The organism is Sphingomonas sp. TREG-RG-20F-R18-01, from assembly GCF_022662475.1.
GTDB lineage: Bacteria > Pseudomonadota > Alphaproteobacteria > Sphingomonadales > Sphingomonadaceae > Sphingomonas.
Genome location: NZ_JAKNQQ010000007.1, coordinates 86577 through 110559 on the forward strand (window position 1 = coordinate 86577; position 23983 = coordinate 110559).

Genomic DNA, 23983 nt, shown 5'->3' on the forward strand with positions numbered 1-23983 from the left:
GCATTGGCATCACTACCGTGCGCCCCGGTACAGGAGACCCCGTGACAGATCTTGCTTTGCTCTACGAACACCCGGTCTGGTTTGCGCCGCTGTTCGACGCACTCGATCGGCGCGGGATCGATTACGTCGCCGTGCGCCCCGACGGACATTTCGACCCCGCCGACGGTACGCCACCGGCGCGCGTCGTGTTCAACCGGATCGCGATGTCGAGCTTCCTGCGCAGCGACGAGCATCCGATCTTTCACAGTATCGCGCTGCTCGATCACTGGCAGCGCGGGGGTGCGCGAATCGTCAACGGTCCCGACGTGCTGGCGATCGATTCCTCCAAGGCGCGGCAATTGTCGCTGATCGGCGGCCTCGGACTCGCCATTCCGGAGACTCGCGTCGTCCACCGCTCGGCGGACGTGCCGGCGGCCGCCGCGACGCTCGCCTTCCCGCTCGTGGTCAAGGCGAACATCGGCGGATCTGGCGCGGGAATCGTTCGCTACGACTCGATCGACGAACTGCGGGCTGCGGTCGCCGACCGGACATTGCCGACGAGTGTCGACGGCGTGCTGCTGGTGCAGGATTATGTGCCCGCGCGGAACGGCACGGTCACGCGGATCGAGACGCTCGACCGCGCCTTCCTCTATGCGCTCGACATTGCCGGCGGCGGAACGTTCGATCTGTGTCCGGCCGATGCATGCCAGGTGCCCGGCGCCCCGATCCCGATGGTGGCGGCCGATCCCGGACCGCATTTGCGTCAGGCGGCCGACGCGATCGCCCAGGCGGCCGGGCTCGACGTCGGGGGTGTCGAGGTGATGATCGACGATCGGGACGGCGTGCCGCGCTTTTACGATATCAACGCGCTGTCCAATTTCGTGGCAAAGCCGCTCGACGTGCTCGGCTGGGATCCGCACGAACGGCTGGTCGATTATCTCGAGACCGTGATCAAGGAAGCGCGCTGATGCGATTTGGCTATTGGACACCGGTGTTCGGCGGCTGGCTGCGCAACGTCGCGGACGAAGGCATGGAGGCAAGCTGGGACTATACCCGGCGCCTGACCCAGCGCGCGGAACGGATCGGCTATGATCTGACCCTGATCGCCGAACTCAACCTCAACGACATCAAGGGCGTGGAACAGCCCGCGCTCGACGCCTGGTCCACCGCGGCGGCGTTGGCCGCGGTGACCGAGTCGATCGAGCTGATGGTTGCCGTCCGCCCGAACTTTCACCACCCGGCGCTGTTCGCCAAGGCGGCCGCCAATATCGATCGGATCGCGGGCGGCCGATTGGCGCTCAATGTGGTCTCGTCCTGGTGGGCCGACGAGGCCAGGCAATACGGCCTGCAGTTCGACGAACACGACGATCGCTACGCCCGCACCGCCGAATGGCTGACCGTCGTCGACGGGCTGTGGAGCGAGGAGCGGTTCAGCTTCGCGGGACGCTATTATCGGACCGAGGATGCGATCTGCGCACCAAAGCCCGCCAAGCGCCCGACGGTATACGCAGGCGGTGAAAGCGAGAAGGCCAAGGCCATGATCGCGGCGCAATGCGACGCCTATGTCATGCACGGGGACCCGGTGGCGGCAATCGCCCCGAAGATCGCGGATATGGCCGCGCGCCGCGCGGCTGCCGGCGGCGCCCCGATGCATTATGGCATGGCGGCCTATGCCATCGTGCGCGACAGCGAGGCCGAGGCGCAGCGGGAACTCGAACGGATCACCACCGTCACCGATCTGCCCGCGGGATACGCCAATTTCGACCAATGGCTGTCGGGCACGCAATTGGAACGCGATCTCAAGATCCAGGAATATTCGGTCTCCAACCGCGGCCTGCGCCCCAATCTCGTCGGGACGCCCGAACAGATCCGGCAGCGTATCGCGGATTACGAGGGGGTCGGGCTCGACCTGCTGCTGCTGCAGATGAGCCCGCAGGCGGAAGAGATGGAACGCTTCGCCGCGCAGGTGATCACCCCGCGGTGATCGCGCTCGTCGACATCCACAAACGGTTCGAGGGAAACGGCACGGCTGCGCTCGACGGCGTGACGCTGTCGGTCACGCGAGGCGAGGTGTTCGGCGTGATCGGACCGTCCGGCGCAGGCAAGTCGACGCTGATCCGGCTGATCAATGCGCTGGAACGGCCGAGTTCTGGGCACGTCGAGATCGAGGGGATCGATATCGGTACGCTACCCGCCGCCGGGCTGCGGACGTTGCGGCGCCGGATCGGCATGATCTTCCAGAATTTCGGATTGCTGTCGTCGCGGACCGTGGCGGACAATGTCGCCTTCCCGCTGAAGCTGGCCGGCGTTCCTGCGACCGAACGTGCGGTGCGGGTGGCCGCGTTGCTCGATCGCGTGGGGCTGGCCGAGCATGCGGCGAAATATCCTGCCCAGCTCTCGGGCGGCCAGAAGCAACGTGTCGGGATCGCCCGCGCGCTCGCCACGGGACCGGACGTCCTGCTGTGCGACGAGGCGACCAGCGCCCTCGATCCGGAATCGACTCGCAGCGTGCTGGCCTTGTTGCGCGAACTGAACCAGGATCTGGGACTGACGATCGTGCTGATCACGCATGAAATGGATGTGGTCCGCGCGGTCTGCGACCGGGTCGCGGTGCTGGAGCGCGGGAAGGTGGTCGAAACAGGAACGGTGGACGCCGTCTTCGCCGCGGCACGTCATCCGGCGACGCGGCAGATGCTCGCTGGGCTGCACGCATGAGCGGCTGGTTTTCCAACGTCAATTGGGCGGACATCGGGACGGCCTGTATCGACACGCTGGTGATGCTGGGCGCGTCGCTCGCGTTGACCATCCTGCTCGGGTTGCCGCTGGGCGTGTTGCTCTACCTCACGGGCAAGCGGCAGATCGGCGCCAACCGGGTCGTGCATGGGATGCTCGGGATCGTCATCAATATCCTGCGGTCGGTGCCCTTCATCATCCTGCTGATCGTGATGATCCCGTTGACGGTCGCGCTGGTCGGAACGTCGCTCGGCGTCGTCGGCGCGATCCTGCCGCTCGTCGTGGGGGCTGCACCCTTTTACGCACGGCTGGTCGAAGGCGCGCTGCGCGAGGTCGACCGGACCACGATCGAGGCGACCCAGGCGATGGGCGCCACACCGCTCCAGATCGTCACCGGGACACTGATTCCCGAGGCGCTTCCCGGCCTGATCTCGGGCGCGACGGTGACCGCAGTGGCGCTGGTATCGTTCACCGCTATGGCCGGCGTGGTCGGGGCAGGGGGGCTCGGCGACCTCGCGATCCGCTTCGGGTATCAGCGCTTCCAGACCGATGCGATGGTCGTGACCGTTGCCTTGCTCGTGCTGCTCGTCCAGGGGATCCAGTTCGCCGGGGACCGGCTCGCCCAGTCCGTCACGCGTCGCTGAATTCAGGAAACCCCGCATGAATCGTCGCCTCTTGCTTGCAGCCCTTCCGTTCCTGGCGATCGCGGCCTGTTCGCGGGGCGGTGTGCCGACCGACGGGGCCACGCTCACGATTGCCGCCACCGCGGTGCCGCATGCCGAGATCCTGGAATCGGTGAAGCCCGCGCTGGCGAAGCAAGGGGTCGACCTGCAGATCCGCGTCTTCAACGATTACGTGCAGCCCAACCTGCAGGTCGACCAGAAGCAGATCGACGTGAACTACTTCCAGACCAAGCCGTATCTCGACTCGTTCAACACCGCGCGTGGGACGCATCTGGTGCCCTATGCCGGGATCCACGTCGAGCCGCTCGGCGCTTATTCCCGTAAATGGAAGACGATCGCGGCCCTGCCGGCCGGTGCCACGGTCGCGATCCCGAACGAGCCGAGCAACGGCGGCCGGGCCCTCCTGCTGCTGCAGAAAGCCGGGTTGATCCGATTGAAGAACCCGGCAGACCCGCTGGCGACCCTCAACGACGTGGCAAGCAACCCGCGAAAGCTGCAGTTCAAGGAACTCGAGGCGGCGACCCTGCCGCGCGTGCTCGACCAGGTCGACCTTGCGCTGATCAACACGAATTACGCCCTCGACGCGAAGCTCAACCCCGTGCGCGACGCGCTGGTGATCGAGGACGCCAAATCACCCTATGTCAATTTCGTGGTCGGGCGCGCGGGCGGGGACAAGGATCCTCGCGTGATCAAGCTGATCGCGGCGTTGCAAAGCCCGGCGACCCGCGCCTTCATCACCACGCATTACAAAGGCGCGGTGTTGCCCGCTTTTTGAGCGGTCGACCCGCGGCCGGCCCGGGAGCGTGCTGCCCGCCCAGATATTTGGCGTTGGTGACGTGCAACCGCGGGGTGTTGCGGGGTACGAAGGTTCTGACCAGCTGGTCCTGTTCCCCCCGGATCCGCATGACGGTGTAGCCGCCCGTCGCCTGCAGGCCCGACCAGATGGTGCGTTGGGGAACACCAGGAAATTTTGACAATGCCCGTGCATGCGTGAAAACAATCGCGCAGCAAGTAGAGTCAGGACTCCAATGGAGCAGGCGTGGGCACCTTGATCCTATCACCAACGGATGTCTGCCGATCATCGGAGGCGATGGCGCGCGCGGGCGGCACCGCAACATGACCCGGGTGATCGACGCGCATCAGCACTTCTGGTCCCTGACGACGCCCGGGCACAGCTGGCCGACAACGGCCGAGGTGGCGATCCATCGGGATTTCCTCCCGCAGGATCTGACGGAAGCGACAAGCCCCGCACTGGTGGGCACCATCCTGGTGCAGTCGCAACCCACCGACCAGGATACGGACTGGCTGATTGCGCTCGCGGATCGCACACCGCTGGTTCGGGCGGTGGTCGGCTGGGTCGATCTCACCGCGCCGGGGGCGCCGGACCGGATCAAGGCACTGGCCGCCGCCCCGAAGTTGCGCGGACTGCGCCCGATGCTGCAGTCGATCCCCGATACGGAGTGGCTGTTACAGCCCGCCATCGTCCCCGCGCTGGAGGCGATGCAGGCGACCGGCCTGCGGCTCGATGCGCTCGTGCAGCCGCGCCATCTCGAGATGCTCGCGCGTTTCGTCGAGCGCTGGCCCGATCTTCCGATCGTGATCGACCACGCGGCCAAGCCCGATGCCGCCAACGGCACGCTCGACCCATGGCGCGCCCGGATCGCGACGCTGTCGCGGCTCGGCGTCCATTGCAAGCTGTCGGGACTTCGAACGGAACAGGCGCGGGGACAGCCCGCGGCGGCGCTCGCGCCCTATGTCGATCATCTCGTCAGCGCATTCGGCGAACGGCTGATGTGGGGCAGCGACTGGCCGGTCGTGCTGATGTCGGGTGACGATTGGCACCAATGGTACGCGGATGCCCGGCACCTTGCGGTTCAAGCCGGGGCGGACGTCGCGAGCCTGTTCAGCGGAGCCGCAACGCGTTTCTATGGAATTGCCACGGACGACGATGCCGCCCCGGGCCTCCAGCCGCATCGATGTGCCGGGTTTCAGTCGCGCCGGAGGAACATCCAATAGCCACCCGAACTGGCCGACTGGATCCGGATGCTCATCTCGCGGTCGCGATCCTCAAAGTCGCCGACATGGCTGAATTCGAGGTCGAGCGTTCCAGCCGCCCGTGCGCGTTCCACCCGACCGCGGAACTCCGGATTGTCCATGCAGGGGGCGATGCGCGCGAAAAAGTCGAGTCCCACCCGGTCGCGGTCCCCCGACCCCGACAGCCGCCGTTCCGTCGCGCTGTAATATTCGACCCGGCCATCGTTGCCGATCCGGATGACGCCGAAGGGAAGTCGATCCACGATGTCGCCGGGCAGCGCCTCGATCGCGCTGGCCAGATGCCGCGTTTCGAATTCTGGTAGATCGCGATCGATGATCATGGTCGCCCCCCAGCCGTTTCGCGGTCGATGACGATCGCGCCAACGATCCGGTCTACCACCGTCCCGTTGGTCGAAAAAGGCAGCAGTAGCCGCTCGAACGTCTCGACCTGCCCGTCGCCGAGATCGATCCGCGCATATTCATAGGACGGTTTCCCGGTCAACGCGCACCGCTGGTACGCCGCCGTCCGCGCCGCCGGGCTGTCGTCCCCGCTGATCGGCAGAGCCGCTATGCTCGCGCCGTCCGCGCCGGTGTCGCGCAGGGTCGTGCCGACCAGCGTGAAGTCGAACGCAATCGGGACCCGGCCCAGGTCGACCGCGGCGACGACGATGCGGTGCGGCTCGCTGCAGGCGGTGAGCGTGAAACGATCGAACGGCGGGACGGTCGGGCTGGTGCGGATCGCGCGCCAATGCTCCATCAGGGTTCGCGCGCAGTCGGACTTCAGGCGGAGGGCCAGCCGGTCGATGCGGGCGGCGTCGGAGGTGCGCTGGTTGTGGATCGCCAGCATGCGACGGATTGCATAATGCAGCACGGCCGGGCTGAACGGCTTCTGCACGACCGTCTCGCCATCCAGCGTGCCGAGGCCGTTGACGGCAGTCATGAAAAGGCAGGGCATGTCGAAGCCCGCGGCGCGTACCGCCGCAACCAGCTCGGCTCCCGACCCGTCGGGCAGATCCACGTCGGTGACAAGGACGTCGATCGCGCGGGTTCGCGTTATTTCAAGCGCGGTCGTGCCATCGTTCGCGACGCGGACATCGAACCCATAGTCGGACAGGCCCTCGCGGAGAATCGCGGATAACTCCCGATCGTCGTCGACGATCAGCACGGTTTCGAAGGCGCGACTTGAAAGATCGGTCGCGCTCGACGCTGCCTCCGGTGGCAAGTCCGCCGGGTCGCCGTTCATCGCGCGTGGCAGGTAGAGCGAAAAGGTCGTGCCCCGGCCGACCTGGCTTTCGATCCGCAACGCGCCGTTCGATTGCTGGACGAAACGCTGCACCATCGCCAGCCCCAGGCCGGTCCCCTGGCCACGCGCCTTGGTCGTGAAGAACGGCTCGGTAATCCGCTGCAGCGTCTGGCTGTCCATGCCCGGGCCATTGTCGGTCACGACGATCAGGACCGCGTCCTGCCCCGCCAGTTCTGCCGGATGGTCGGCGGCGGTGGCGGGGGCATTGCCGATGTCGATGCGCAGGTGCCCGCCGCCGCTCATCGCGTCGCTGGCATTGTTGACCAGGTTGAGCAGCGCCGACTGCAATTGCGTCGGATCGGCGAGCGCGGGCCACGCGTCCTCGGCACATTGGATGTCGAGCGCGACCGTGCGGCGGATGCCGTGAGCAATCAGGTCGGAGATCTCGCCGATCGCGGCTGCCAGGTCGACCTGCTGCGGCACGACGTTCTGCAACCGCGCAAACGCGAGGAGTTGGCGGATCAGCGCGGCACCCCGCTCGGCGGCGCGCTGACCCATGCCGGCGACCTGACGGATCCGCGGGTCGTCGGTGCGGTTTTCGATGATCGTGAACCCGCCGATCACGGCACCCAAGATGTTGTTGAAGTCATGCGCGATGCCCGAGGTCAGTTGGCCCACGGTTTCCAGTCGCTGGTTCTGCAGTTGCGCCGCCTGCATCGCCTCGCGCCGTTCGATTTCGGCGGACAGGCGTTCGTTGGCCTGGTTCAAGGCGGCGGTGCGGACGCGGACGCGGCGTTCGAGGTCGGTGGTCAGGTCGCGGAGCTGCGCCTCGCGCTCGGCCAAGGCACGGGTCCAGTGTTCGCGTTCGGTCAGGTCGTAGAAATAACAGACCACGCCGTGGCGTTCGTCGGGCAGCGTCACGCGTTCGATGCGCCAATCGTAAGCCTCGCGCACGGGTACGTCGGCACGGCGCTCGAACGTCGTCGGCGCCTCATAGGCGGTCCCCGTCTCCAATGTCTGCCGAAAGTGGCCGATCGCCTCGCTCGCGAACGGTTCTGGCCAGATCGCGCGCAGAACATCCGCGAAGGGCCGTCCGATCAGCGGACGGACGTTTTCGAACACCTTCTGCGCGCCTCGGCTGACAACCCTCAGTGTGAAGTCCGCATCGACCAGATATACGCCGAACGGATTGTGGGCGATCAGCGCCTCGAACGTTTCGACCTGTCGGCGCAGCTGATGCTGTTCGCCCTTGATCTGGGTGATGTCCTGCATCACCGAAACGAAGCCGGTGACGTCGCCCGGCGGCGAGCGTAGCGCGAAGGTGGAACGCCGGGTCTCGATCACCGCGTTGGTTTTGCGATGGATCAGGCGCATCTCGCCCTCCCAGACGCCATCGCGCTCGGCCGTGGGGAGAATTTCGCCCTCGACCAGCGATCGCTGTCCGGGGTCGACATAGTCGGTCAGCCGCAGCGGGAAGATATCGGCATCGTCGATCCCGATCAGGCGACGGCCGGCGGGATTGAGATAGGACAGCGTGCCGGTGGCATCGCAAAGCCCGATCAGGTCGCCGGCATATTCCGCGATCTGCAGCAGCGCGGCGAGGCCGTGCGATCCCGTGTCGCCCGGGCCGTCGCGACGGTCGGCCGATGGCGGTTCCGGCGACGGGGAGCGATCCTTTTCCCTACCATCCATCTGGAACGTCCCCCCATCCGGGCGCGTTGAACCTGCTATACGACAATGACCAGATCGGGCCTTTTTACCATCACGGATCGTCGCCCTACAACCAATGAACGACCAGTGCCGACACCGCCGGCGGCGAAAATGTGTCGCGGCGCTGGAAACGTGGCGTCCTTTCAGCGCGGCAGGAGCGGGAGCCGGCCATGGCAAACGAACGATCCTCAGGCGGCGTCATGAGGCCCCGCCCCGATCCCGCGGGTGCCGGCCAGGAGAGTGTCTGGGCCTACCCGCGCCCCGCCATTGCCGAACCGAGCCCTGCCAGGATCCAGATCGAGCAGCACGGTCGCATCATCGCGGATACACTGGCCAGCATCCGGACGCTGGAGACCAGCCACCCGCCAAGCTATTACATACCGGTCGATGCCATCGCGCCCGGTGTATTGCGGCGGGCGCAGGGGAGTTCGTTCTGCGAGTGGAAGGGCGCCGCGACCTATTGGGACGTTCTCCTCGACGGCATCGTGTTGCCTGCGGTCGGCTGGAGCTATGCCAGCCCGACAGCGGGCTTCATGATGCTGCGCGATCATGTCGCTTTCTATGCTGGCCCGTTCGATCGTTGCAGCGTGAACGGAGAAACTGTCGTGCCGCAGCCAGGGGGTTTTTACGGCGGCTGGATCACCAGCGCGCTGGCCGGTCCGTTCAAAGGCGTGCCGGGCAGCCGCGGTTGGTGAGCTTGCCAGATGCCGCGCGGGCCCGTTTGGCGTATCCTGCCGGGAGGCGAGGCGATGGCGAGCCTCCCGAATGCCGATTTCTGGTGGAGTGCGCATGAAGATTGCTGTGGTTGGAGCCGGCATTGCCGGCCTGTCCTGTGCCGAGGTGTTGCAGGCGCAGGGGCATGTGGTCGAGGTGTTCGACAAGGGACGCGGCGCAGGGGGACGGATGGCGACCCGGCGGGTGGCCAGCGCAGCGGGCGAAATCGCGTTCGATCACGGCGCTCAATATTTCACGGCGCGCGATCCTGCCTTCGCGGCGATGGTCGAGCGCTGGCGTAGCGAAGACGTCGTGGCGCACTGGCCGAGCGCTGGGGACGACGCCTGGGTCGGCACTCCGGGGATGAACGCCGTGGTCAAGGCGATGGCGCAGCGGTTCGACGTGCATTGGAACAGCCGGGTCGAGACGATCCGACGCGTGGGCGCGGGCTGGGCGCTGGACCCGCTGTCCGATGCGACGTTCGATGCGGTCGTGGTCGCGATCCCGGCCGAGCAGGCCGCTGTTCTGCTGGAAGCGCCCGACGCGACGATGGCGACCGCCGCGCGCGCGTGTTCCTCCGCGCCATGCTGGACCGCGATGGTCGCGTTCCACCAGCGCGTCGCGATCGCCGCCGACATCGTCAAGCAGTCCGGCATCATCGGCTGGGCTGCGCGCAACAGCGCGAAACCGGGTCGCGGCGGCCCCGAGGCCTGGGTCATCCAGGGCAGCCCGCAATGGTCGCGCGACCATCTCGAGGACGCGCAATCGGATGTCGTCGATGCCCTGCTGGCGGCGCTTGCCGCCGAGGCGATCGATCCGCTTCCCGAGCCGATCCTGCGCATCGGTCATCGCTGGCGCTATGCGCGCGTCGCCGCGGGTGATGCAGGCGCGCTGTGGAACGACGCTGCGCGGATCGGCGCGGTCGGTGACTGGCTGCTTGCCCCCAGGGTCGAGAGTGCCTGGCTGTCCGGACGAAAGCTGGCCGAGCGGATCGGTGCGGCACACGCGTAACGCGGCGGCCGTCACCGTCCGTTGGAGCGCCCGCTAGGCCGGCATGCCTTCAACGATCCGACGTTCCACCTGATAATCGCGCGCGATCTCGCGCGCGGTCATCTTGGCGGACATCATCACCGACGGCGTGCCGCCGCCCGGCTGCGTGCCCTGTCCGACGAGGTAGAGGTTGGCGATATCCTCGCTGCGATTGTGCGGGCGGAAGAACGCGGTCTGCGTCAGCCGTGGCTCGACGCCAAAGCCGTTGCCCGCATAGGACCCGAGCGTCTGCTCGAAATAGTCGGGCGTGACGAAGCTGCGATACACCAGCCGCTCGCGCAGGCCGGGGATGTAGCCGCGATCGTCGAGGAAATTGAGCACCTTCTCGGCAAACCCTTCGCCGACCGCGTCCCAGTCGATATCACCCAGCGTGTTGGGGACGGGGATCAACGTATAGGCGGCATGATGGCCCGGGGGCGCGAGGCTCGGGTCGGTCAGCGTGGGGACGTGCAGATATTGCGAGAAATCCTCGGCGAGGATCTTGCGCTCGAAGATGTCGGTCAACAGTTCCTCGTAGCGCGGCCCGAGGATGATGTTGTGGTGCCGTACATCAGGATCGCCCTCGCGCTTTTTATAGCCGAAGTAGATCACCATCAGCGACATGCTCTGCTTGCGGAACTTGACCACGGCATCGCGATTGATCCGCCGGTGCGCCTTGTCGATCAGCTTGAGATAGGTGGTGGCATAGTCGCCGTTGGACACGACCAGATCCGCCGCCAGCGTTTCGCCCGAGGCGAGCGTCACGCCGGTCGCGACCCGCTTGCCGCCGCGCTTTTCGACTTCGATCCGCTCCACCTTGGCGTTGAGCTGGACCGTCCCGCCGAGCTCCTCGAGCTTGACGACGAGCGCCTTCACCAGCGCGCCCGTGCCACCCATGGCGTAGTGGATGCCCCAGGTCTTCTCGACGAAGTGGATCATCGCATAGATCGCGGGGACCTTGAGCGGATTGCCGCCGATCAGCAGCGGCTCGAAGCTGAACACCTGCCGCATCTTGTCGCTCTTGAAATATTTGCTGATGAGCGAGAACAGCGGCTGGATCGCGCCTAGCTTGAGCAGATCGGGCACGACGCCGACCATCGAGCCGAGGCTGCCGAAATAGGTGTAGCCGAGTTCGAGGAACCCGCGCTGGAAGATCGCGCGCGCCGCCTCGTGGAACCGCTCGTACCCCTCGAGATCCTCAGGCGCGAGCCGCGCGATCTGCGCGCGGACGTTCTCCGGATCGGCATCGTAATCGAAGAAGGTGTCGTCGTCGAAATAGATACGGTAGAACGGGAGCACCGGGACGATCTCGAGATAGCGGCTGGTGTTGGGCCCGCCGCTGGTGCCCGTCAGGATCCGCTGGTTGTCGCCGAGCACGTCCTCGGGGAAATCGGGGGCGGCCAGCATCGCCACGTCACGCTCCAGCGAGAAAAGCTCCTCGATGAAATGCGGGACGGTCAGCACCGTCGGCCCCATGTCGAAGGTGAAGCCTTCCGCCCGCCGGACATAGGCGCGGCCTCCCACGTCATCCAGCTGCTCGACGATCCTGGTGTCGAAGCCAAGGCTCTGCAGGCGGATCGCACAGGCGATACCCCCGATACCGGAGCCGATTACGATCGCTGTTCGACGGGTCATAGGGGCGCTGTCTTTTCTCGGGATCGCAGGCACCGGCATGATGCTGATCGATCCATTTCCTCTCCCGGACGCACCGCATACGGGATGCGGTACGACCAGCGACACGAGCCTCGGGAAAGGTCGCGTCGACACACACCGTACATGTGGCACGGCCGTGGCATCCGCAACCCCGGCGTGCCCCGTGTGGACCGAAGCGCGGTGGGTTTTGGCGGTTTTCGCCGCGCGTCCCCGCGCGACAGCACGATCGCGCCGGCAACCCGCGCAAACGTCCCGCATATGGTGGATGTCGTTAACCTTCAGAGGGTAAGCCACCATCGTCAAGAAGATGGTGGTGTCCGTGTTAACATCGTTCGAAGAGATTCCCCTTGCTGGTCTTGCAGGCATGGACGCGCCGGACCGCGACCAGCTGCCGTTTGGCGTGGTGGGGCTGGATGCCTCGGGGATCGTGGTCGTGTACAACGCCACCGAAGCCCATATGGCGGGACTGGATCGCGACGCGGTGATCGGCGTGTCGTTCTTCGACGCCGTGGCGCAGTGCATGAACAATTTCATGGTCGCTCAACGCTTTGAGGACGAAGCGCTACTGGATGAGATCGTGCCGTACGTGCTGACGTTGCGGATGCGACCGACCCGCGTTCGGCTGCGCTTGCTGGCGGCCCCGACGGAACCGCTGAACTACATCCTGATCGAGCGATAAGGCGCGGCATGCGAGACGATCTCGAGCGCGATCATCAGCAGTTGCTGGAGTTTCTGTACGCCTGTCCAGTGGGCCTCGTACAGTTCGACAGCGCTGGGGAGATCCTGATGATCAACCCCTATGCGATGAAGCATCTGCTGCCGATGGCGGGCACGCGGGATCCCGCGAACCTGTTCGCGATGCTCGAGGGGTGCGCGCCGGAGCTGCGTAATCTGTTCGACGACTATGGCAAGGAGCGCGGAACAGTCTGTGACGGCCATCGTATCGCCGTCGACATCGGCGCGGTGCGCAAGGGCAAGGATCCCAAGGTGCTCGCCTGTACGCTGGTCAAGCTGGGGGCGGACCGAGCGATGGCGACCTTCACCGAAATCACCGTCCAGGTCGCGCAGGAACGACGGCTCAAGCAGACCGAGACATGGTTCGGCTCGCTGATCAGCGGCGTCAACGACTACGCCGTCCTGTCGCTGACGCCCGAAGGGATCATCGACGGGGTCAACGCGGCCTTCGCGCGGCAGACCGGCCGCCGGATCGAGGATGTCGCAGGGCAGGCGCTCGACGCGATCCTCAACACCGACACGGCGTCCGGAACGCTGTCCCTATCCGATCAATTGCGCCTTGCCGAACGCGACGGCTGGTATCTCGACGAAAGCTGGCAGCAACGCAGGACGGGCGAGCGCTATTGGTGCCAGCGGTTGTTCGCGGTACGCCCGGCCGGCGAGCGGGGGGCCTGCGGAGGCTATTTCGTCGTGTTGCGGGATGTCGCGCGCGATGAGTCGGACACGTCGGATCTGCGTCGGATGCTGCTGTGCGATCACCTGACCGGCGCGGCCAATCGCACGCATTTCCTGCAGGCGTTCGAGCGCGAGCAACGGCGGTGGCGCCAGGATCGCCAGCCGCTGTCGCTGATCCTGCTGGACGTCGATCACTTCAAGGCGGTCAACGATACCTACGGGCATCCGACCGGCGACGTGGTTCTGAAGCAACTGACTCAGGTTTGCAGCGCGATGCTGCGCCCCGCGGATCTGTTCGCCCGACTGGGAGGCGAGGAATTCGCGGTTCTCTTGCCGAACACCCCGCTGGACGAAGCGGCGCGGATCGCGGACCGCCTGCGCCAGAGCGTGGAAGCGATGGTCGTCACGGCCGACGCCGGGCCGCTGCGGATCACCGCGAGCTTTGGCTGCGTGACCGCCTCCGATGCCTGCTCCAGCGTCGAAGGGCTGATCGGGCTCGGGGATACGCAGCTCTATGCGGCGAAGCATGCCGGCAGGAACCGCGTCTATACGCGCGCGGCCCTGCCCGCCGCCGCATGACAGGATCCCCCCTGCCGCGCGAGGCGCTGCGCCGGATCGTCGCATCGCTCGTTACCGCCGAGATCGCTCGCACGCGCGGCGGTGCTGCGGCCGGGATCGCCGTGGATCCGATCGCATGGAGCGATGCGCGGACGCTCACGGTCGGATCGATCGCGCTGGATTCGCTCGAACTCGTACATGCCGCTGCGGCGCTGTACGAGATGTTCGACCTCGATGCGCTTCCGTCCGATGGCGAACGCGAACAACCGGCGACCGTGGGGCAGTGGCTGGACGCGATCGCTGCGGTTCAGCGTCGCGGCGACGCGACGCTGAGCGTCATGACATCGGGATCGACCGGCCGGCCGAAACGCTGCCCGCACGCGCTTCAGGACCTCCGGGACGAAGCCGCGCATTTCGCTTCGGTGCTTCCCCCGGTCCGCCGCGTCATCGCGCTCGTTCCGGCCCATCACATCTACGGTCTGCTGTGGACAGCCTTGCTGCCGGCCATGCTGGACGTTCCTGTGGTGTCGGCGTCGGTCGCGGCATTGCCGCGGCTCGAGACCGGCGACCTTCTCGTCGGGGTTCCGGATCATTGGGCCGCGGTGGCGCGGTCGATCACGCGCTGGCCGGATCGCGTCTGTGGCGTCAGCGCGGGCGCGCCGCTTGATGACGGCCTGGCGGGCGACCTGCGGTCGGCCGGCCTCGCTGCGCTGTACGATGTCTATGGCACGTCCGAAACCGGCGGGATCGCGGTTCGCCAGGCTCCGGACGCCCCATATGCCTTGCTGCCGAGATGGCAATTCGTCGCGCCGATGGGTGCAGACGGCGCGACGATCGTCGACCAGCAGGGCAAGCGGCGCGTGCTGCCGGATCGCCTGGCAATGACGCCCGACGGTCGGTTTGCCATCGGTGGCCGTAACGATGGGGCGGTACAGGTCGGCGGCGTCAACGTCTGGCCCGAACAGGTCGCCGCGGTTCTGCGACGATGCCCCGGGGTTTCCGAGATCAGCGTAAGGCTCGGCGAGCATCATCGACTGAAGGCCTACGTCGTTCCGTCCGGGACAAAGGATGCCGACATGCTGCACGACCGGCTGCGACAGCATGCGTCCAGACTTTTGCTTTCCGAACAGCGTCCTACGGCGTACACCTTCGGGTCTGCCCTTCCGCGTAACGCGATGGGCAAGGTGTGTGACTGGTCATGACGTTTATGCAGCCGAACGCCTTTTCCAGCGAAGCCGCGTTTCCGGCCGGTTGTCGCGGGTGCCGAGCGGGCACTACCTTGCCGTTCGACTTCACCATGGCGTTTCAACCCATCGTGGACATCGTGGCCGACCGGGTGTGGGGGTATGAAGCCTTGGTCCGGGGCATGGCGGGTGAAAGCGCCGGCTTCGTGCTCGACCAGGTCGATCCCGATCTCGTCTACGGGTTCGACCAGGCGTGTCGGGTCAAGGCGGTCGAGTTGGCCGCCGCGCTGTTGCCGGCCGATCCCGCGCTGAAGCTGTCGATCAACTTCATGCCGAACGCGGTCTACGAACCCAATGCCTGTATCCGCGCGACTCTCGCGGCGGCGGGGCGTGCGGGGTTCGATCCCGGCAGGCTGATGTTCGAATTCACCGAAAACGAGAAGATGCGCGACGTTCCGCATCTCCGCCGGATCGTCTCCGCCTATCGCGAGCGGGGCTTCACGACCGCGATCGACGATTTCGGGGCGGGCTACGCCGGGCTGGGCCTGTTGGCCGATCTGCGCCCCGATGTGCTCAAGATCGACATGGCGCTGATCCGCGATGTCGATCAATCGGCCACCAGGCGCGCGATTGTCGCGGCGATCGTCGCGATGGCGCAGGCTATCGGGATCGAGCCGCTCGCCGAGGGGATCGAGACGGCGGGAGAGCTCGAGACCCTCCGCGGCCTCGGGATCCGGCTTTGCCAGGGGTTTTTGCTGGGACGGCCGATGTCGGCAGCGGCGTGATCCGCTAGCCGTTCAGCTTGGCCGCGAACGCGTCGAGCGTGCACAGGCCGGGAATGCCCCGCGCGGTGCATCCGGCGATCGGCAGGCGTTGGCGATACAGTGCCCGGGCCGTGCCGGCGCGGAGTTCGTCCAGCGATTGCGCGCGATATGCTGCTCGGATGAAATGATTGCCCGCGGCGTCGCTCAACCGCTCGATCAGGATGGCGCCGCCGGGAACCGGATCATCCACCGCAATGCCGGGGACGCGCCAGTGCAAACCCAGCAGGCCTGCCAGATTGGCGATGTTGGTATCATGCCCCGCGATCATCGCGAGCGTTGGTGCATCGGGCGATGCGTCCGCCAGCCATCCGATGATGCGCGGCGACAGGCCCGCCATGTTGCGCGCGGCGAGATAGGGCGGCCGCGCCAGCATGGCGAATTCGAGCGCATGGAACGCCCCGAACGCGGTGATCTCGTCAGCGGTGACACGACCCCAGCCGACGTCCGCGGCGGGTTTTCCGTCCGCATATTCGAGGAGCAGGATCTGCGCCGCGGTCGACGCGCGATCGAGTGCCCCGCGAAGCTTCGGGCGGCCGCGTTCGGTGGCGGGCGCGATCGTCGTGGGCTCCCGCGCAATCCCGCAACGCGTGGCGCTCGCTGCGCGCCCGCAAAGCACCTGGTCAAGCCGCGCGAGCAGCGGCCGCATCCGCGCCTCGATCGCCGCGATGCCGCCCGGGCCCACGGCTGCCGCGACGGCCGCCTGCGCGCGCGCCGGGTCGAGCGGGGCATGTCCGCCGTCGATCTGGTCGAACAGGGGATCGGGGGTATCCTGTGCGAGATGCTCGATCGACAGGGCGCAGCCGGGGGCTAGGCCATCGGCATAGGACCGGGCCGTGGCGATGGTGCGCTGGTCGCTGTCGGCGAGAAGCGCGATGTGCGTCGGACAGGCGTGCGCCGGCAGCAGTCGTGTCTCGAGGAACGCTGCGCGATCGGCCGACGCGATCGCTTCCACCGCGGCGGCGCCATGGGGGGTGAGCCAGCCGGGGGCGACCGGCCAGCGTGGCCAGGGATCGCGTGCCACGCCTTCCGGCATCGGCTGCGCCTTGGTCGGCGGCCGCACGCCGTGGCGCATCACCACCACGGTGCGATCGACCGTCAACCCGGCGGGCGCGACCAAGCGCTCGTCCGCGGACGCACCGGCCGGAAGCGAGTTGGCGGCCATGGCAACCCATAGAAGCGTGCGAAACCGGCGCATGATCGTCATTCGAAATCCCCTTCGGAGCGCTTTTGCCCGCGAGATATGACACGGGTGCGGCGGACGACTTCGCTGCACCGATGCCGCAGAGCCCCCCGGGCGTCAGGGCGTCAGGGCAGGCGGGGCGGGGTCCGAAGCATCGGGTCTTCGGGTACAACTGGCATCATGCTGGCAACCTTGTCGATCAGCTGGTGCAGGCTGAACGGTTTGGTCAGCAGCTCCATCCCGGTTTCGAGGTGCTTGTCGCCGAGCGCCGCATGCTCGGCATAGCCCGTCACGAACAGCACCTTCAGATCGGGTCGCAGCAGTCGCGCCAGATCCGCCACCTGTCGACCGTTCATCCCGTTGGGCAAACCCACGTCGGTAATCAGCAGATCGATCTTCGCACCCGATTGGAGCACCTTGATCCCAGCGGCGCCATCCGCCGCGCCGATCACGGTATAGCCGAGCTCGTCGAGGATTTCGTCGATAAGATGGCGAATGCTGGCTTCGTCATCGACCAGCAGGATCGTGCCGCGACCCTTGACCGGAATCGCGCTGCTCACGGGGGGCTCGTCGTGCGGTACGGCATCGCCGACATGCTGCGGCAGATAGAGGCAGATCGTCGATCCCTGCCCAAGCTCGGAGGTGATCCGCACCTGCCCCCCGGACTGGCGCGCGAACCCGTAGATCATCGACAGGCCAAGTCCCGTGCCCTGGCCGATCGGCTTGGTCGTGAAGAAGGGTTCGAACGCATGGTCGATCGTGTCCGCCGACATGCCCGTGCCCGTGTCCGTCACGCATACGGTGAGGTAGGGGCCGGGGGGCAAGTCGCGCTCGCGCGCGCCGGCGGCGTCCAGCCAGAGATTGTCGGTCTCGATCGTCAGGTCCCCGCCGTCGGGCATGGCGTCCCGCGCGTTGATGCACAGGTTGAGCAGCGCGTTCTCGAACTGCGCGGGGTCGATCATCGCGGTCCACAGGTCCGGCGTCCCGACGATCCGGATCGCGGTCGCTGGCCCCACGGTCCGGCGCAGCAGATCTTCCACGCCGGTGATGAGGCGGTTGACGTCAGTCGGGCGCGGGTCGAGCGTCTGGCGCCGGGAGAAGGCCAGCAGGCGCTGGGTCAGGGACGCGGCGCGCCGGCTGGCTTGCTGCGCGGCCGCGATGAAGCGTTCGGCATCGTCGGTCTGACCGCGTGCGATGCGCAGTTCCAGCAATTCGAGGTTGCCCATCACGCCGGTCAGCAGGTTGTTGAAGTCGTGCGCGATGCCGCCGGTCAATTGCCCGACGGCTTCCATCTTCTGCGCCTGGCGGAGCTGTCCCTCGGCTGCTTCGAGCGCGCGGGCCTGTGCCTGCTCCTCGGTCGAATCTCGCCCCACCGCAATGATCTTGCCGTCGCCCGGCCCGGCGTTCCAGACGATGTCGCGGTAGCTGCCGTCCTTGTGGCGATACCGGTTGCCGAAGCGAGCAAAGGCACGACCTTCGCCGATCCCCTGCGCGGCCGCGATCGTGCTGGCAAGGTCGTCGGGATGGATGAAGGCGAACAGGGGGTGCCCGATCAACTCGGTATCCGCCCATCCCAGGGTCTGGGTCCATGCCGGGTTGACCGCCTTGATCGTGCCATCGAAGTCGGCGACGAGCATGATGTCGGAGGACAATTGCCAAAGACGGTTGCGATCGGCCGTGCGGGCGGCGACCTGCTGCTCCAGCGTGGCGTTCAGCTGGATCAGGTCGGCCTGCGCCCGCAACAAGGCGGCGTCGCTCAGCACGCGATCCGTCGTCTCGTTGGTCAGGATGAACAGGCCGGCGATGTCGCCCTTCGCATCGAGGATGCGGGAATAGGAGAAGGAAAACCACGTATCCGCCGCGCCGCGATCGGTGTCCAGTTTCCACGGAAGGTCGCTGAAGCGCTGGCTTCGTCCGGCGAAGGCATCGTTGATGATCGGCTTGGCCTGGTCCCATCCGTCCGCCCAGACCTCCTTGAACGGGCACCCCATCGCCCACGACACGCGGGGGCCGAGCAAGGGGATGTACGTCTGGTTGAAGAAAAAGCTCAGCCGCTCTTCGCCCCATGCAAGGATCATCGATTCCGGCGAATTGAGAATCGTGCTCAGGTTCGATTTGAGAATGTCGGGCCAGCCGGCGGGATCCCCCAACGGATGATCGGACCAGTCGCGATCCAGGATCAGCTGCGTCGCCCGGCCACCACCGGCGAGAAACCGCAAGGCCGGCGCCAGCACGGCCGGGTTCCGAACATCTTCAGAGATCATGGAAAGCTCATACAGATCAACGACGTCGATCGCTCGTAAAAAACGTGAACGGTGCCGCGCGGCGGTTGGATGGCCGTCGACGACAGCGATCGTGCCGCATTTTTCCGGCACATGCAAAAGGGGCCCGGATCGCTCCGAGCCCCCTTTTGCCTACGCCCTGGTACGGGTCTCAATCGCGATCGCCGGTCAGGAAAGCCGGCGCGAACTCGGGCGCGGGGCCGTCGTCGTCGCTCTGCTTTTCGCTGCGCGGGGCGCGCTCTGCGCCACCGGAACCGCCGTCCCGGCGCGGACCGCGTCCGCCGTCGCCGTCACGACGCGGGCCACGGCCTTCACCGCGACCACCGCCGTCACCACGACCGCCACCGCCTTCGCTGCGCAGCGGACGACCACCGTCGCCATCACGACGCGGGCCGCGATCGCCACGGCCTTCACCGCGCGGACGCTCTTCGCGTGCCGGACGGGTGTCCTCGATCTCGGCACCGGTCTCCTGGTCGACGACGCGCATCGACAGGCGAACCTTGCCGCGCGGATCGATCTCGAGGACCTTGACCTTGACTTCCTGGCCTTCGCTCAGCGCGTCCGAGACCTTCTCGACGCGCTCGTTCTTGATTTCGGACACGTGGACGAGACCGTCCTTGCCACCCATGAAGTTCACGAACGCCCCGAAGTCAACGAGGTTGACGACCTTGCCGTCATAGATCTTGCCGACTTCGGCTTCCTCGACGATGCCCTTGATCCACTTGATCGCGGCTTCGATCTGCGCGGTGTCGGACGAGCTGATCTTGATCAGGCCCTCGTCGTCGATGTCGACCTTCGCGCCGGTCTGCGCGACGATCTCGCGGATCACCTTGCCGCCGGTGCCGATCACTTCCCGGATCTTCGACTTGTCGATCTGCAGCGTCTCGATCCGCGGCGCGTGCGCCGACAGCTCGGTCCGCGTCGAATCGAGCGCCTTGTTCATCTCGCCGAGGATATGCGCGCGGCCTTCCTTGGCCTGCGCCAGGGCAACCCGCATGATCTCGTCGGTGATGCCGGCGATCTTGATGTCCATCTGCATCGTGGTGATGCCGGCCTCGGTCCCTGCGACCTTGAAGTCCATGTCGCCGAGGTGATCCTCGTCGCCGAGGATGTCCGAGAGAACCGCAAAGTCCTTGCCCTCGAGGATCAGGCCCATCGCGATGCCCGAAACCGGACGCTTGAGCGGAACACCCGCGTCCATCATCGACAGCGAACCGCCGCAGACCGTCGCCATCGACGAGGAGCCGTTGCTCTCGGTGATGTCCGACAGGACGCGGATCGTGTACGGGAACTCGTCCTTCGACGGCAGCACCGGATGCAGCGCGCGCCACGCAAGCTTGCCGTGGCCGACTTCACGACGGCCCGGCGCACCGAAGCGGCCGACTTCACCGACCGAATAGGGCGGGAAGTTGTAGTGGAGCATGAAGTTCTCGTACGACAGGCCGGTCAGCCCGTCGATCATCTGCTCTGCGTCCTTGGTGCCGAGCGTGGTCGTGCAGATCGCCTGCGTCTCACCGCGGGTGAACAGCGCCGAACCATGCGCGCGCGGCAGGAAGTGCACCATCGCCTCGATCGGACGGATCTGCGTGGTGGTGCGGCCGTCGATGCGCGTGCCATCCTTGAGGATCGCGCCACGGACGATCTCGCCCTCGAGCTTCTTGACGAGCTTGCCCGCTGCCATCTGGTCCTGCGGGGCTGCATCGGCGAACGCCTCGCGTGCCTTGGCGCGGACTTCGTACAGCATCGTCGAACGCTTGGACTTGTCGGTCACCTTATAGGCGGCGGCAATGTCGGCACCGACGAGCTTGCGCAGCTTGTCCTTGGCGGCGGTCAGATCGCTCTGTGCGGGCATTTCCCACGGATCCTTGGCAGCCTGCTCGGCCAGATCGATGACGAGGTTGCAGACTTCGCGGCACGCCTTGTGCGCGAACTGGACCGCACCGAGCATGACCTCTTCCGAAAGCTCCTTGGCTTCGGATTCGACCATCATCACGGCATCGCCGGTCGCAGCGACGACGAGATCGAGCTCGCCCGCCTTGATCTGCTCGACGGTCGGGTTGAGGATGTACTCGCCATCGATGTAGCCGACGCGTGCCGCGCCGATCGGGCCCATGAAGGGCACGCCCGAGATGGTCAGCGCAGCCGATGCTGCGACCATCGCCAGCATGTCCGGCTCGTTCTCGCCGTCATACGACAGGACCTGGCAGATCACGTTGATCTCGTTGTAGAACCCTTCCGGGAACAACGGGCGGATCGGACGGTCGATCAGGCGGCTGGTCAGCGTTTCCTTTTCGGTCGCACCGCGCTCACGCTTGAAGAAGCCACCGGGGATACGGCCGGCAGCCGAATATTTTTCCTGATAGTGAACGGTCAGCGGGAAGAAGTCCTGGCCTTCCTTCACCGACTTGGCGGCGGTCACGGCGCAGAGCACCACGGTCTCGCCGAGCGTTGCCATCACGGCACCGTCTGCCTGGCGCGCGACGCGGCCGGTTTCCAGCGTCAGCGTCTTGCCACCCCACTGGGTGGTTACGGTCTTGGTATCGAACATGCTTTTTCCTTCAACACCGCCGGCCGGATGCCGACGGGGCCACTGTGCGGACTAACCGGTCCGCGCGGTCTGGAGCGCTTGATCGCTCCCGACGGAAGGGCCGAATTGCCGTTCCCTCTGCACTTCCCCGGCGAAGGCCGGGGTCCAGGTGCGCAACGTCGCTTAAAGGACCGCTGCGCCCGAACTCGTTAGGCCCGATGTCGGGCCGGAATGCCAAAAGGGGCGACCTTTCGGCCGCCCCCCGGTGTTACTTGCGAAGACCGAGCTTCGCGATCAGGTCGAGATACCGCTGACCGTCCTTGTGACGGAGATAGTCGAGCAGCGAACGCCGCTTGTTGACCATCATCAGCAGACCGCGACGCGAATGGTTGTCTTTCTTGTGGCCCTTGAAGTGCTCGGTCAGGTTGCGAATGCGCTCGGTGAGGATCGCGACCTGGACTTCGGGGCTGCCGGTGTCGCCTTCTACACGGCCATGTTCCTTGACGAGCGCGTCCTTGCGCTCTGCAGTGATCGTCATTTCAGTCTTCCTTCGACATCGTCACAGGTTGAAGCCACGAACGACGCGGACCTCGCGGTCCTGAACCTCCACCAAGGCAACCGGACTGTCGTCCAACGTCGCGAAGTAGGGGCCATCGTCTGCGGCAATCCCGACCAACACCCGCCCCTGTCGGAGCAGCTCTGCCTGATCGGGGGTGAGGGATAGAGCCGGGATGTCGTCCAGCCCCGCCCTCAACGGCAGGAGATTGTGTTCAAGGGTGCGCGCTTGGCCGAATTCGGCCAGTTTGTCCAGCGATATCGCGTGGGACAGGTCGAACGGACCGGCCTTGGTGCGGCGAAGCATGGTGACATGCCCGACCGTGCCGAGCGCGATCGCGATGTCGCGCGCAAGGGAGCGGATGTAGGTGCCCTTGGAGACGTGCGCGGTGAGGGTGACCTCCGTCACCCCGGCGGATGCCGGGGCCGTCACGTTTGGGGCAGCCGGCTCGCCAGATAACCCAGCGGCCCCGGCCTTCGCCGGGGTGACGGTGAGGGCGTGGATCGTCACCCGGCGGCTCGCCAGTACGACGTCCTCGCCCGCGCGGGCGCGATCATAGGCGCGCTCGCCATCGACCTTGAGCGCGGAATAGATCGGCGGCACCTGGTCGATCGGCCCGGTGAACTGCGCCAGCACCGCCTCGACCGCGGCCAGCGTCGGCCGCACGTCGGACGTCGCGATGACCTTGCCCTCCAGATCGAGCGTATCGGTCTGCGCGCCGAACCGAACCGTGAAGTCGTAGATCTTGTCGCTGTCGAGCATGCGTCCAGCGAGCTTGGTCGCCTCGCCCAGCGCGATCGGCAGCACCCCGGTCGCGAGCGGATCGAGCGTGCCGCCATGCCCGACCTTGATTCCGCGCTTGCTCGCATCATAGCCCGCTGCACGCAGCGCGCGCTTGACCGCGGTGACGCCATCGGTCGACCCGAGTCCGAGCGGCTTGTCGAGGATCAGCCAGCCGTTGATGCCGCTCACAACCCACCCAATTGCGCAAAGCCAAGGAAGAAGTCCGCGACCGTGCTCGCGATCGGGCCGATCACGCGGCGGACGATATCGGCCTGCGGGCTGATCATCGGCAGCACGAACAGCAGGAACAGCAGCAGCGGAAACCCGAAGCGCGCGAGCTTCGAATATTGGATCGCGGCGGCGCGCGGCAGCAGCCCCTGCACGACATGCCCGCCATCGAACGGCGGCAGCGGGATCAGGTTGAAGACGCCGAGGAACACGTTGACCAGCACGAAGCTGTAGAGGCTGTCGAACACGAACCCCGCCACCGTATGCGGTGCGCCTTGCGCGGGGATCCCGCCATGCAGCCCGACGAACGCGCCGAGCGCCAGCGCCGCGAACGTCGCCAGCACGAAATTTGTCGCCGGGCCCGCCAGCGCGACCAGCATCATGTCGCGCCGCGGGTTGCGCAGCCGCGACGCATCGACCGGCACGGGTTTGGCCCAGCCGAAGATCGGTGCATGTGCGATCGCCAAGATCATCGGCAGCACGACCGTACCGATCGGATCGACATGGCGGAGCGGGTTGAGCGTCAGCCGTCCGAGCCGGTCCGCGGTCGGATCACCGAAGATCCGTGCGACATAGCCGTGCGCGACTTCGTGGAAGACGATCGCGATGACGAGGGGAATGAGCCACACCGCGATGGTGTAGGGCAGGTTGGGGTCGGTCATTCAGGTCCGTT

General features: G+C 66.4%; 21 protein-coding genes. 12 read left to right on the forward strand and 9 right to left on the reverse strand.

Annotation, left to right across the window (positions count from 1 at the left end; genetic code table 11):
- Positions 1 to 41 precede the first annotated feature (41 nt).
- The 6 genes from L8K25_RS17380 (at position 42) to L8K25_RS17405 (ending at position 5411) form a co-directional block, all read left to right on the forward strand.
- Positions 42 to 947, forward strand: a complete 906-nt coding sequence (locus tag L8K25_RS17380; RefSeq protein WP_242140251.1) for an alpha-L-glutamate ligase — start codon at positions 42 to 44, stop codon at positions 945 to 947.
- The gene (locus tag L8K25_RS17385; RefSeq protein ID WP_242140252.1) at positions 947 to 1963 is read left to right on the forward strand and encodes an LLM class flavin-dependent oxidoreductase; all 1017 of its coding nucleotides are present in this window, start codon (positions 947 to 949) and stop codon (positions 1961 to 1963) included. The genes L8K25_RS17380 and L8K25_RS17385 overlap by 1 nt, the downstream gene beginning before the upstream one ends.
- On the forward strand, positions 1960 to 2694 hold the full coding sequence (locus tag L8K25_RS17390; protein ID WP_347272083.1) for an ATP-binding cassette domain-containing protein: 735 nt from the start codon (positions 1960 to 1962) through the stop codon (positions 2692 to 2694). Before L8K25_RS17385 ends, L8K25_RS17390 begins: the two co-directional genes overlap by 4 nt.
- Complete coding sequence (locus tag L8K25_RS17395; protein ID WP_242140253.1) at positions 2691 to 3356, forward strand: methionine ABC transporter permease; 666 nt, start codon at positions 2691 to 2693, stop codon at positions 3354 to 3356. Before L8K25_RS17390 ends, L8K25_RS17395 begins: the two co-directional genes overlap by 4 nt.
- A gap of 16 nt (positions 3357 to 3372) precedes the next feature.
- On the forward strand, positions 3373 to 4170 hold the full coding sequence (locus L8K25_RS17400) for a MetQ/NlpA family ABC transporter substrate-binding protein (RefSeq protein ID WP_242140254.1): 798 nt from the start codon (positions 3373 to 3375) through the stop codon (positions 4168 to 4170).
- Between the two features lie 341 nt (positions 4171 to 4511).
- On the forward strand, positions 4512 to 5411 hold the full coding sequence (locus L8K25_RS17405; RefSeq protein ID WP_242140255.1) for an amidohydrolase family protein: 900 nt from the start codon (positions 4512 to 4514) through the stop codon (positions 5409 to 5411).
- Here L8K25_RS17405 and L8K25_RS17410 read toward each other — a convergent pair.
- A complete protein-coding gene (locus L8K25_RS17410; RefSeq protein WP_242140256.1) occupies positions 5384 to 5770 on the reverse strand; it encodes a PAS domain-containing protein in 387 nt (128 codons plus the stop codon). The genes L8K25_RS17405 and L8K25_RS17410 overlap by 28 nt on opposite strands.
- The gene (locus L8K25_RS17415) at positions 5767 to 8364 is read right to left on the reverse strand and encodes an ATP-binding protein (RefSeq protein WP_242140257.1); all 2598 of its coding nucleotides are present in this window, start codon (positions 8362 to 8364) and stop codon (positions 5767 to 5769) included. The genes L8K25_RS17410 and L8K25_RS17415 overlap by 4 nt, the downstream gene beginning before the upstream one ends.
- A gap of 218 nt (positions 8365 to 8582) precedes the next feature.
- On the opposite strand from L8K25_RS17415, the gene L8K25_RS17420 reads away from it, so the two are divergent.
- Together L8K25_RS17420 and L8K25_RS17425 are read left to right on the forward strand one after the other, a co-directional pair.
- Entirely contained in the window at positions 8583 to 9077 is a 495-nt protein-coding gene (locus tag L8K25_RS17420) for a DUF427 domain-containing protein (RefSeq protein ID WP_242140258.1), read from the forward strand.
- A gap of 94 nt (positions 9078 to 9171) precedes the next feature.
- Positions 9172 to 10107, forward strand: coding sequence for an FAD-dependent oxidoreductase (locus L8K25_RS17425; RefSeq protein WP_242140259.1), 936 nt, complete (start codon positions 9172 to 9174; stop codon positions 10105 to 10107).
- 33 nt (positions 10108 to 10140) lie between these two features.
- On the opposite strand, the gene crtI is transcribed toward L8K25_RS17425, so the two are convergent.
- Positions 10141 to 11760 carry a phytoene desaturase family protein gene (gene crtI / locus L8K25_RS17430; protein ID WP_242140260.1) on the reverse strand — a complete coding sequence of 540 codons (1620 nt, stop codon included), beginning with the start codon at positions 11758 to 11760 and terminating at the stop codon, positions 10141 to 10143.
- A gap of 325 nt (positions 11761 to 12085) precedes the next feature.
- Here crtI and L8K25_RS17435 point away from each other — a divergent pair, with 325 nt between their 5' ends.
- The 4 genes from L8K25_RS17435 to L8K25_RS17450 all read left to right on the forward strand — a co-directional run bounded on the left by L8K25_RS17435 (position 12086) and on the right by L8K25_RS17450 (position 15715).
- Complete coding sequence (locus L8K25_RS17435) at positions 12086 to 12457, forward strand: PAS domain-containing protein (protein WP_242140261.1); 372 nt, start codon at positions 12086 to 12088, stop codon at positions 12455 to 12457.
- Between the two features lie 8 nt (positions 12458 to 12465).
- The gene (locus tag L8K25_RS17440) at positions 12466 to 13767 is read left to right on the forward strand and encodes a sensor domain-containing diguanylate cyclase (protein WP_242140262.1); all 1302 of its coding nucleotides are present in this window, start codon (positions 12466 to 12468) and stop codon (positions 13765 to 13767) included.
- Positions 13764 to 14948, forward strand: coding sequence for an AMP-binding protein (locus tag L8K25_RS17445; protein WP_242140263.1), 1185 nt, complete (start codon positions 13764 to 13766; stop codon positions 14946 to 14948). The genes L8K25_RS17440 and L8K25_RS17445 overlap by 4 nt, the downstream gene beginning before the upstream one ends.
- A gap of 95 nt (positions 14949 to 15043) precedes the next feature.
- Complete coding sequence (locus L8K25_RS17450) at positions 15044 to 15715, forward strand: EAL domain-containing protein (RefSeq protein WP_242140264.1); 672 nt, start codon at positions 15044 to 15046, stop codon at positions 15713 to 15715.
- Positions 15716 to 15719: 4 nt separating this feature from the next.
- Here the strand turns inward: L8K25_RS17450 and L8K25_RS17455 are convergent, their stop codons facing one another.
- The 6 genes from L8K25_RS17455 to L8K25_RS17480 form a co-directional block, all read right to left on the reverse strand.
- The gene (locus L8K25_RS17455) at positions 15720 to 16958 is read right to left on the reverse strand and encodes a histidine-type phosphatase (protein ID WP_242140265.1); all 1239 of its coding nucleotides are present in this window, start codon (positions 16956 to 16958) and stop codon (positions 15720 to 15722) included.
- A 101-nt stretch (positions 16959 to 17059) separates the two neighbouring features.
- Complete coding sequence (locus tag L8K25_RS17460; RefSeq protein ID WP_242140266.1) at positions 17060 to 19198, reverse strand: ATP-binding protein; 2139 nt, start codon at positions 19196 to 19198, stop codon at positions 17060 to 17062.
- Positions 19199 to 19367: 169 nt separating this feature from the next.
- The gene (pnp, locus tag L8K25_RS17465) at positions 19368 to 21764 is read right to left on the reverse strand and encodes a polyribonucleotide nucleotidyltransferase (protein WP_242140267.1); all 2397 of its coding nucleotides are present in this window, start codon (positions 21762 to 21764) and stop codon (positions 19368 to 19370) included.
- 247 nt (positions 21765 to 22011) lie between these two features.
- Positions 22012 to 22281 carry a 30S ribosomal protein S15 gene (rpsO, locus tag L8K25_RS17470; RefSeq protein WP_010160983.1) on the reverse strand — a complete coding sequence of 90 codons (270 nt, stop codon included), beginning with the start codon at positions 22279 to 22281 and terminating at the stop codon, positions 22012 to 22014.
- A gap of 21 nt (positions 22282 to 22302) precedes the next feature.
- Positions 22303 to 23271 carry a tRNA pseudouridine(55) synthase TruB gene (truB, locus tag L8K25_RS17475; protein ID WP_242140268.1) on the reverse strand — a complete coding sequence of 323 codons (969 nt, stop codon included), beginning with the start codon at positions 23269 to 23271 and terminating at the stop codon, positions 22303 to 22305.
- Complete coding sequence (locus L8K25_RS17480) at positions 23268 to 23972, reverse strand: site-2 protease family protein (protein ID WP_242140269.1); 705 nt, start codon at positions 23970 to 23972, stop codon at positions 23268 to 23270. The genes truB and L8K25_RS17480 overlap by 4 nt, the downstream gene beginning before the upstream one ends.
- Between the last annotated feature and the right edge of the window lie 11 nt (positions 23973 to 23983).

Excerpts from the sequence above, each read along its gene's own strand:
- L8K25_RS17385 (WP_242140252.1), top strand. The coding sequence starts at position 947 with ATGCGATTTGGCTATTGGACACCGGTGTTCGGCGGCTGGCTGCGCAAC.
- L8K25_RS17395 (WP_242140253.1), top strand. The coding sequence starts at position 2,691 with ATGAGCGGCTGGTTTTCCAACGTCAATTGGGCGGACATCGGGACGGCC.
- L8K25_RS17400 (WP_242140254.1), top strand. The coding sequence starts at position 3,373 with ATGAATCGTCGCCTCTTGCTTGCAGCCCTTCCGTTCCTGGCGATCGCG.
- L8K25_RS17405 (WP_242140255.1), top strand. The coding sequence starts at position 4,512 with ATGACCCGGGTGATCGACGCGCATCAGCACTTCTGGTCCCTGACGACG.
- L8K25_RS17410 (WP_242140256.1), bottom strand. The coding sequence starts at position 5,770 with ATGATCATCGATCGCGATCTACCAGAATTCGAAACGCGGCATCTGGCC.
- L8K25_RS17415 (WP_242140257.1), bottom strand. The coding sequence starts at position 8,364 with ATGGATGGTAGGGAAAAGGATCGCTCCCCGTCGCCGGAACCGCCATCG.
- L8K25_RS17420 (WP_242140258.1), top strand. The coding sequence starts at position 8,583 with ATGAGGCCCCGCCCCGATCCCGCGGGTGCCGGCCAGGAGAGTGTCTGG.
- L8K25_RS17425 (WP_242140259.1), top strand. The coding sequence starts at position 9,172 with ATGAAGATTGCTGTGGTTGGAGCCGGCATTGCCGGCCTGTCCTGTGCC.
- crtI (WP_242140260.1), bottom strand. The coding sequence starts at position 11,760 with ATGACCCGTCGAACAGCGATCGTAATCGGCTCCGGTATCGGGGGTATC.
- L8K25_RS17435 (WP_242140261.1), top strand. The coding sequence starts at position 12,086 with ATGGTGGTGTCCGTGTTAACATCGTTCGAAGAGATTCCCCTTGCTGGT.
- L8K25_RS17440 (WP_242140262.1), top strand. The coding sequence starts at position 12,466 with ATGCGAGACGATCTCGAGCGCGATCATCAGCAGTTGCTGGAGTTTCTG.
- L8K25_RS17445 (WP_242140263.1), top strand. The coding sequence starts at position 13,764 with ATGACAGGATCCCCCCTGCCGCGCGAGGCGCTGCGCCGGATCGTCGCA.
- L8K25_RS17450 (WP_242140264.1), top strand. The coding sequence starts at position 15,044 with ATGGCGTTTCAACCCATCGTGGACATCGTGGCCGACCGGGTGTGGGGG.
- L8K25_RS17455 (WP_242140265.1), bottom strand. The coding sequence starts at position 16,958 with ATGACGATCATGCGCCGGTTTCGCACGCTTCTATGGGTTGCCATGGCC.
- L8K25_RS17460 (WP_242140266.1), bottom strand. The coding sequence starts at position 19,198 with ATGATCTCTGAAGATGTTCGGAACCCGGCCGTGCTGGCGCCGGCCTTG.
- pnp (WP_242140267.1), bottom strand. The coding sequence starts at position 21,764 with ATGTTCGATACCAAGACCGTAACCACCCAGTGGGGTGGCAAGACGCTG.
- rpsO (WP_010160983.1), bottom strand. The coding sequence starts at position 22,281 with ATGACGATCACTGCAGAGCGCAAGGACGCGCTCGTCAAGGAACATGGC.
- L8K25_RS17480 (WP_242140269.1), bottom strand. The coding sequence starts at position 23,972 with ATGACCGACCCCAACCTGCCCTACACCATCGCGGTGTGGCTCATTCCC.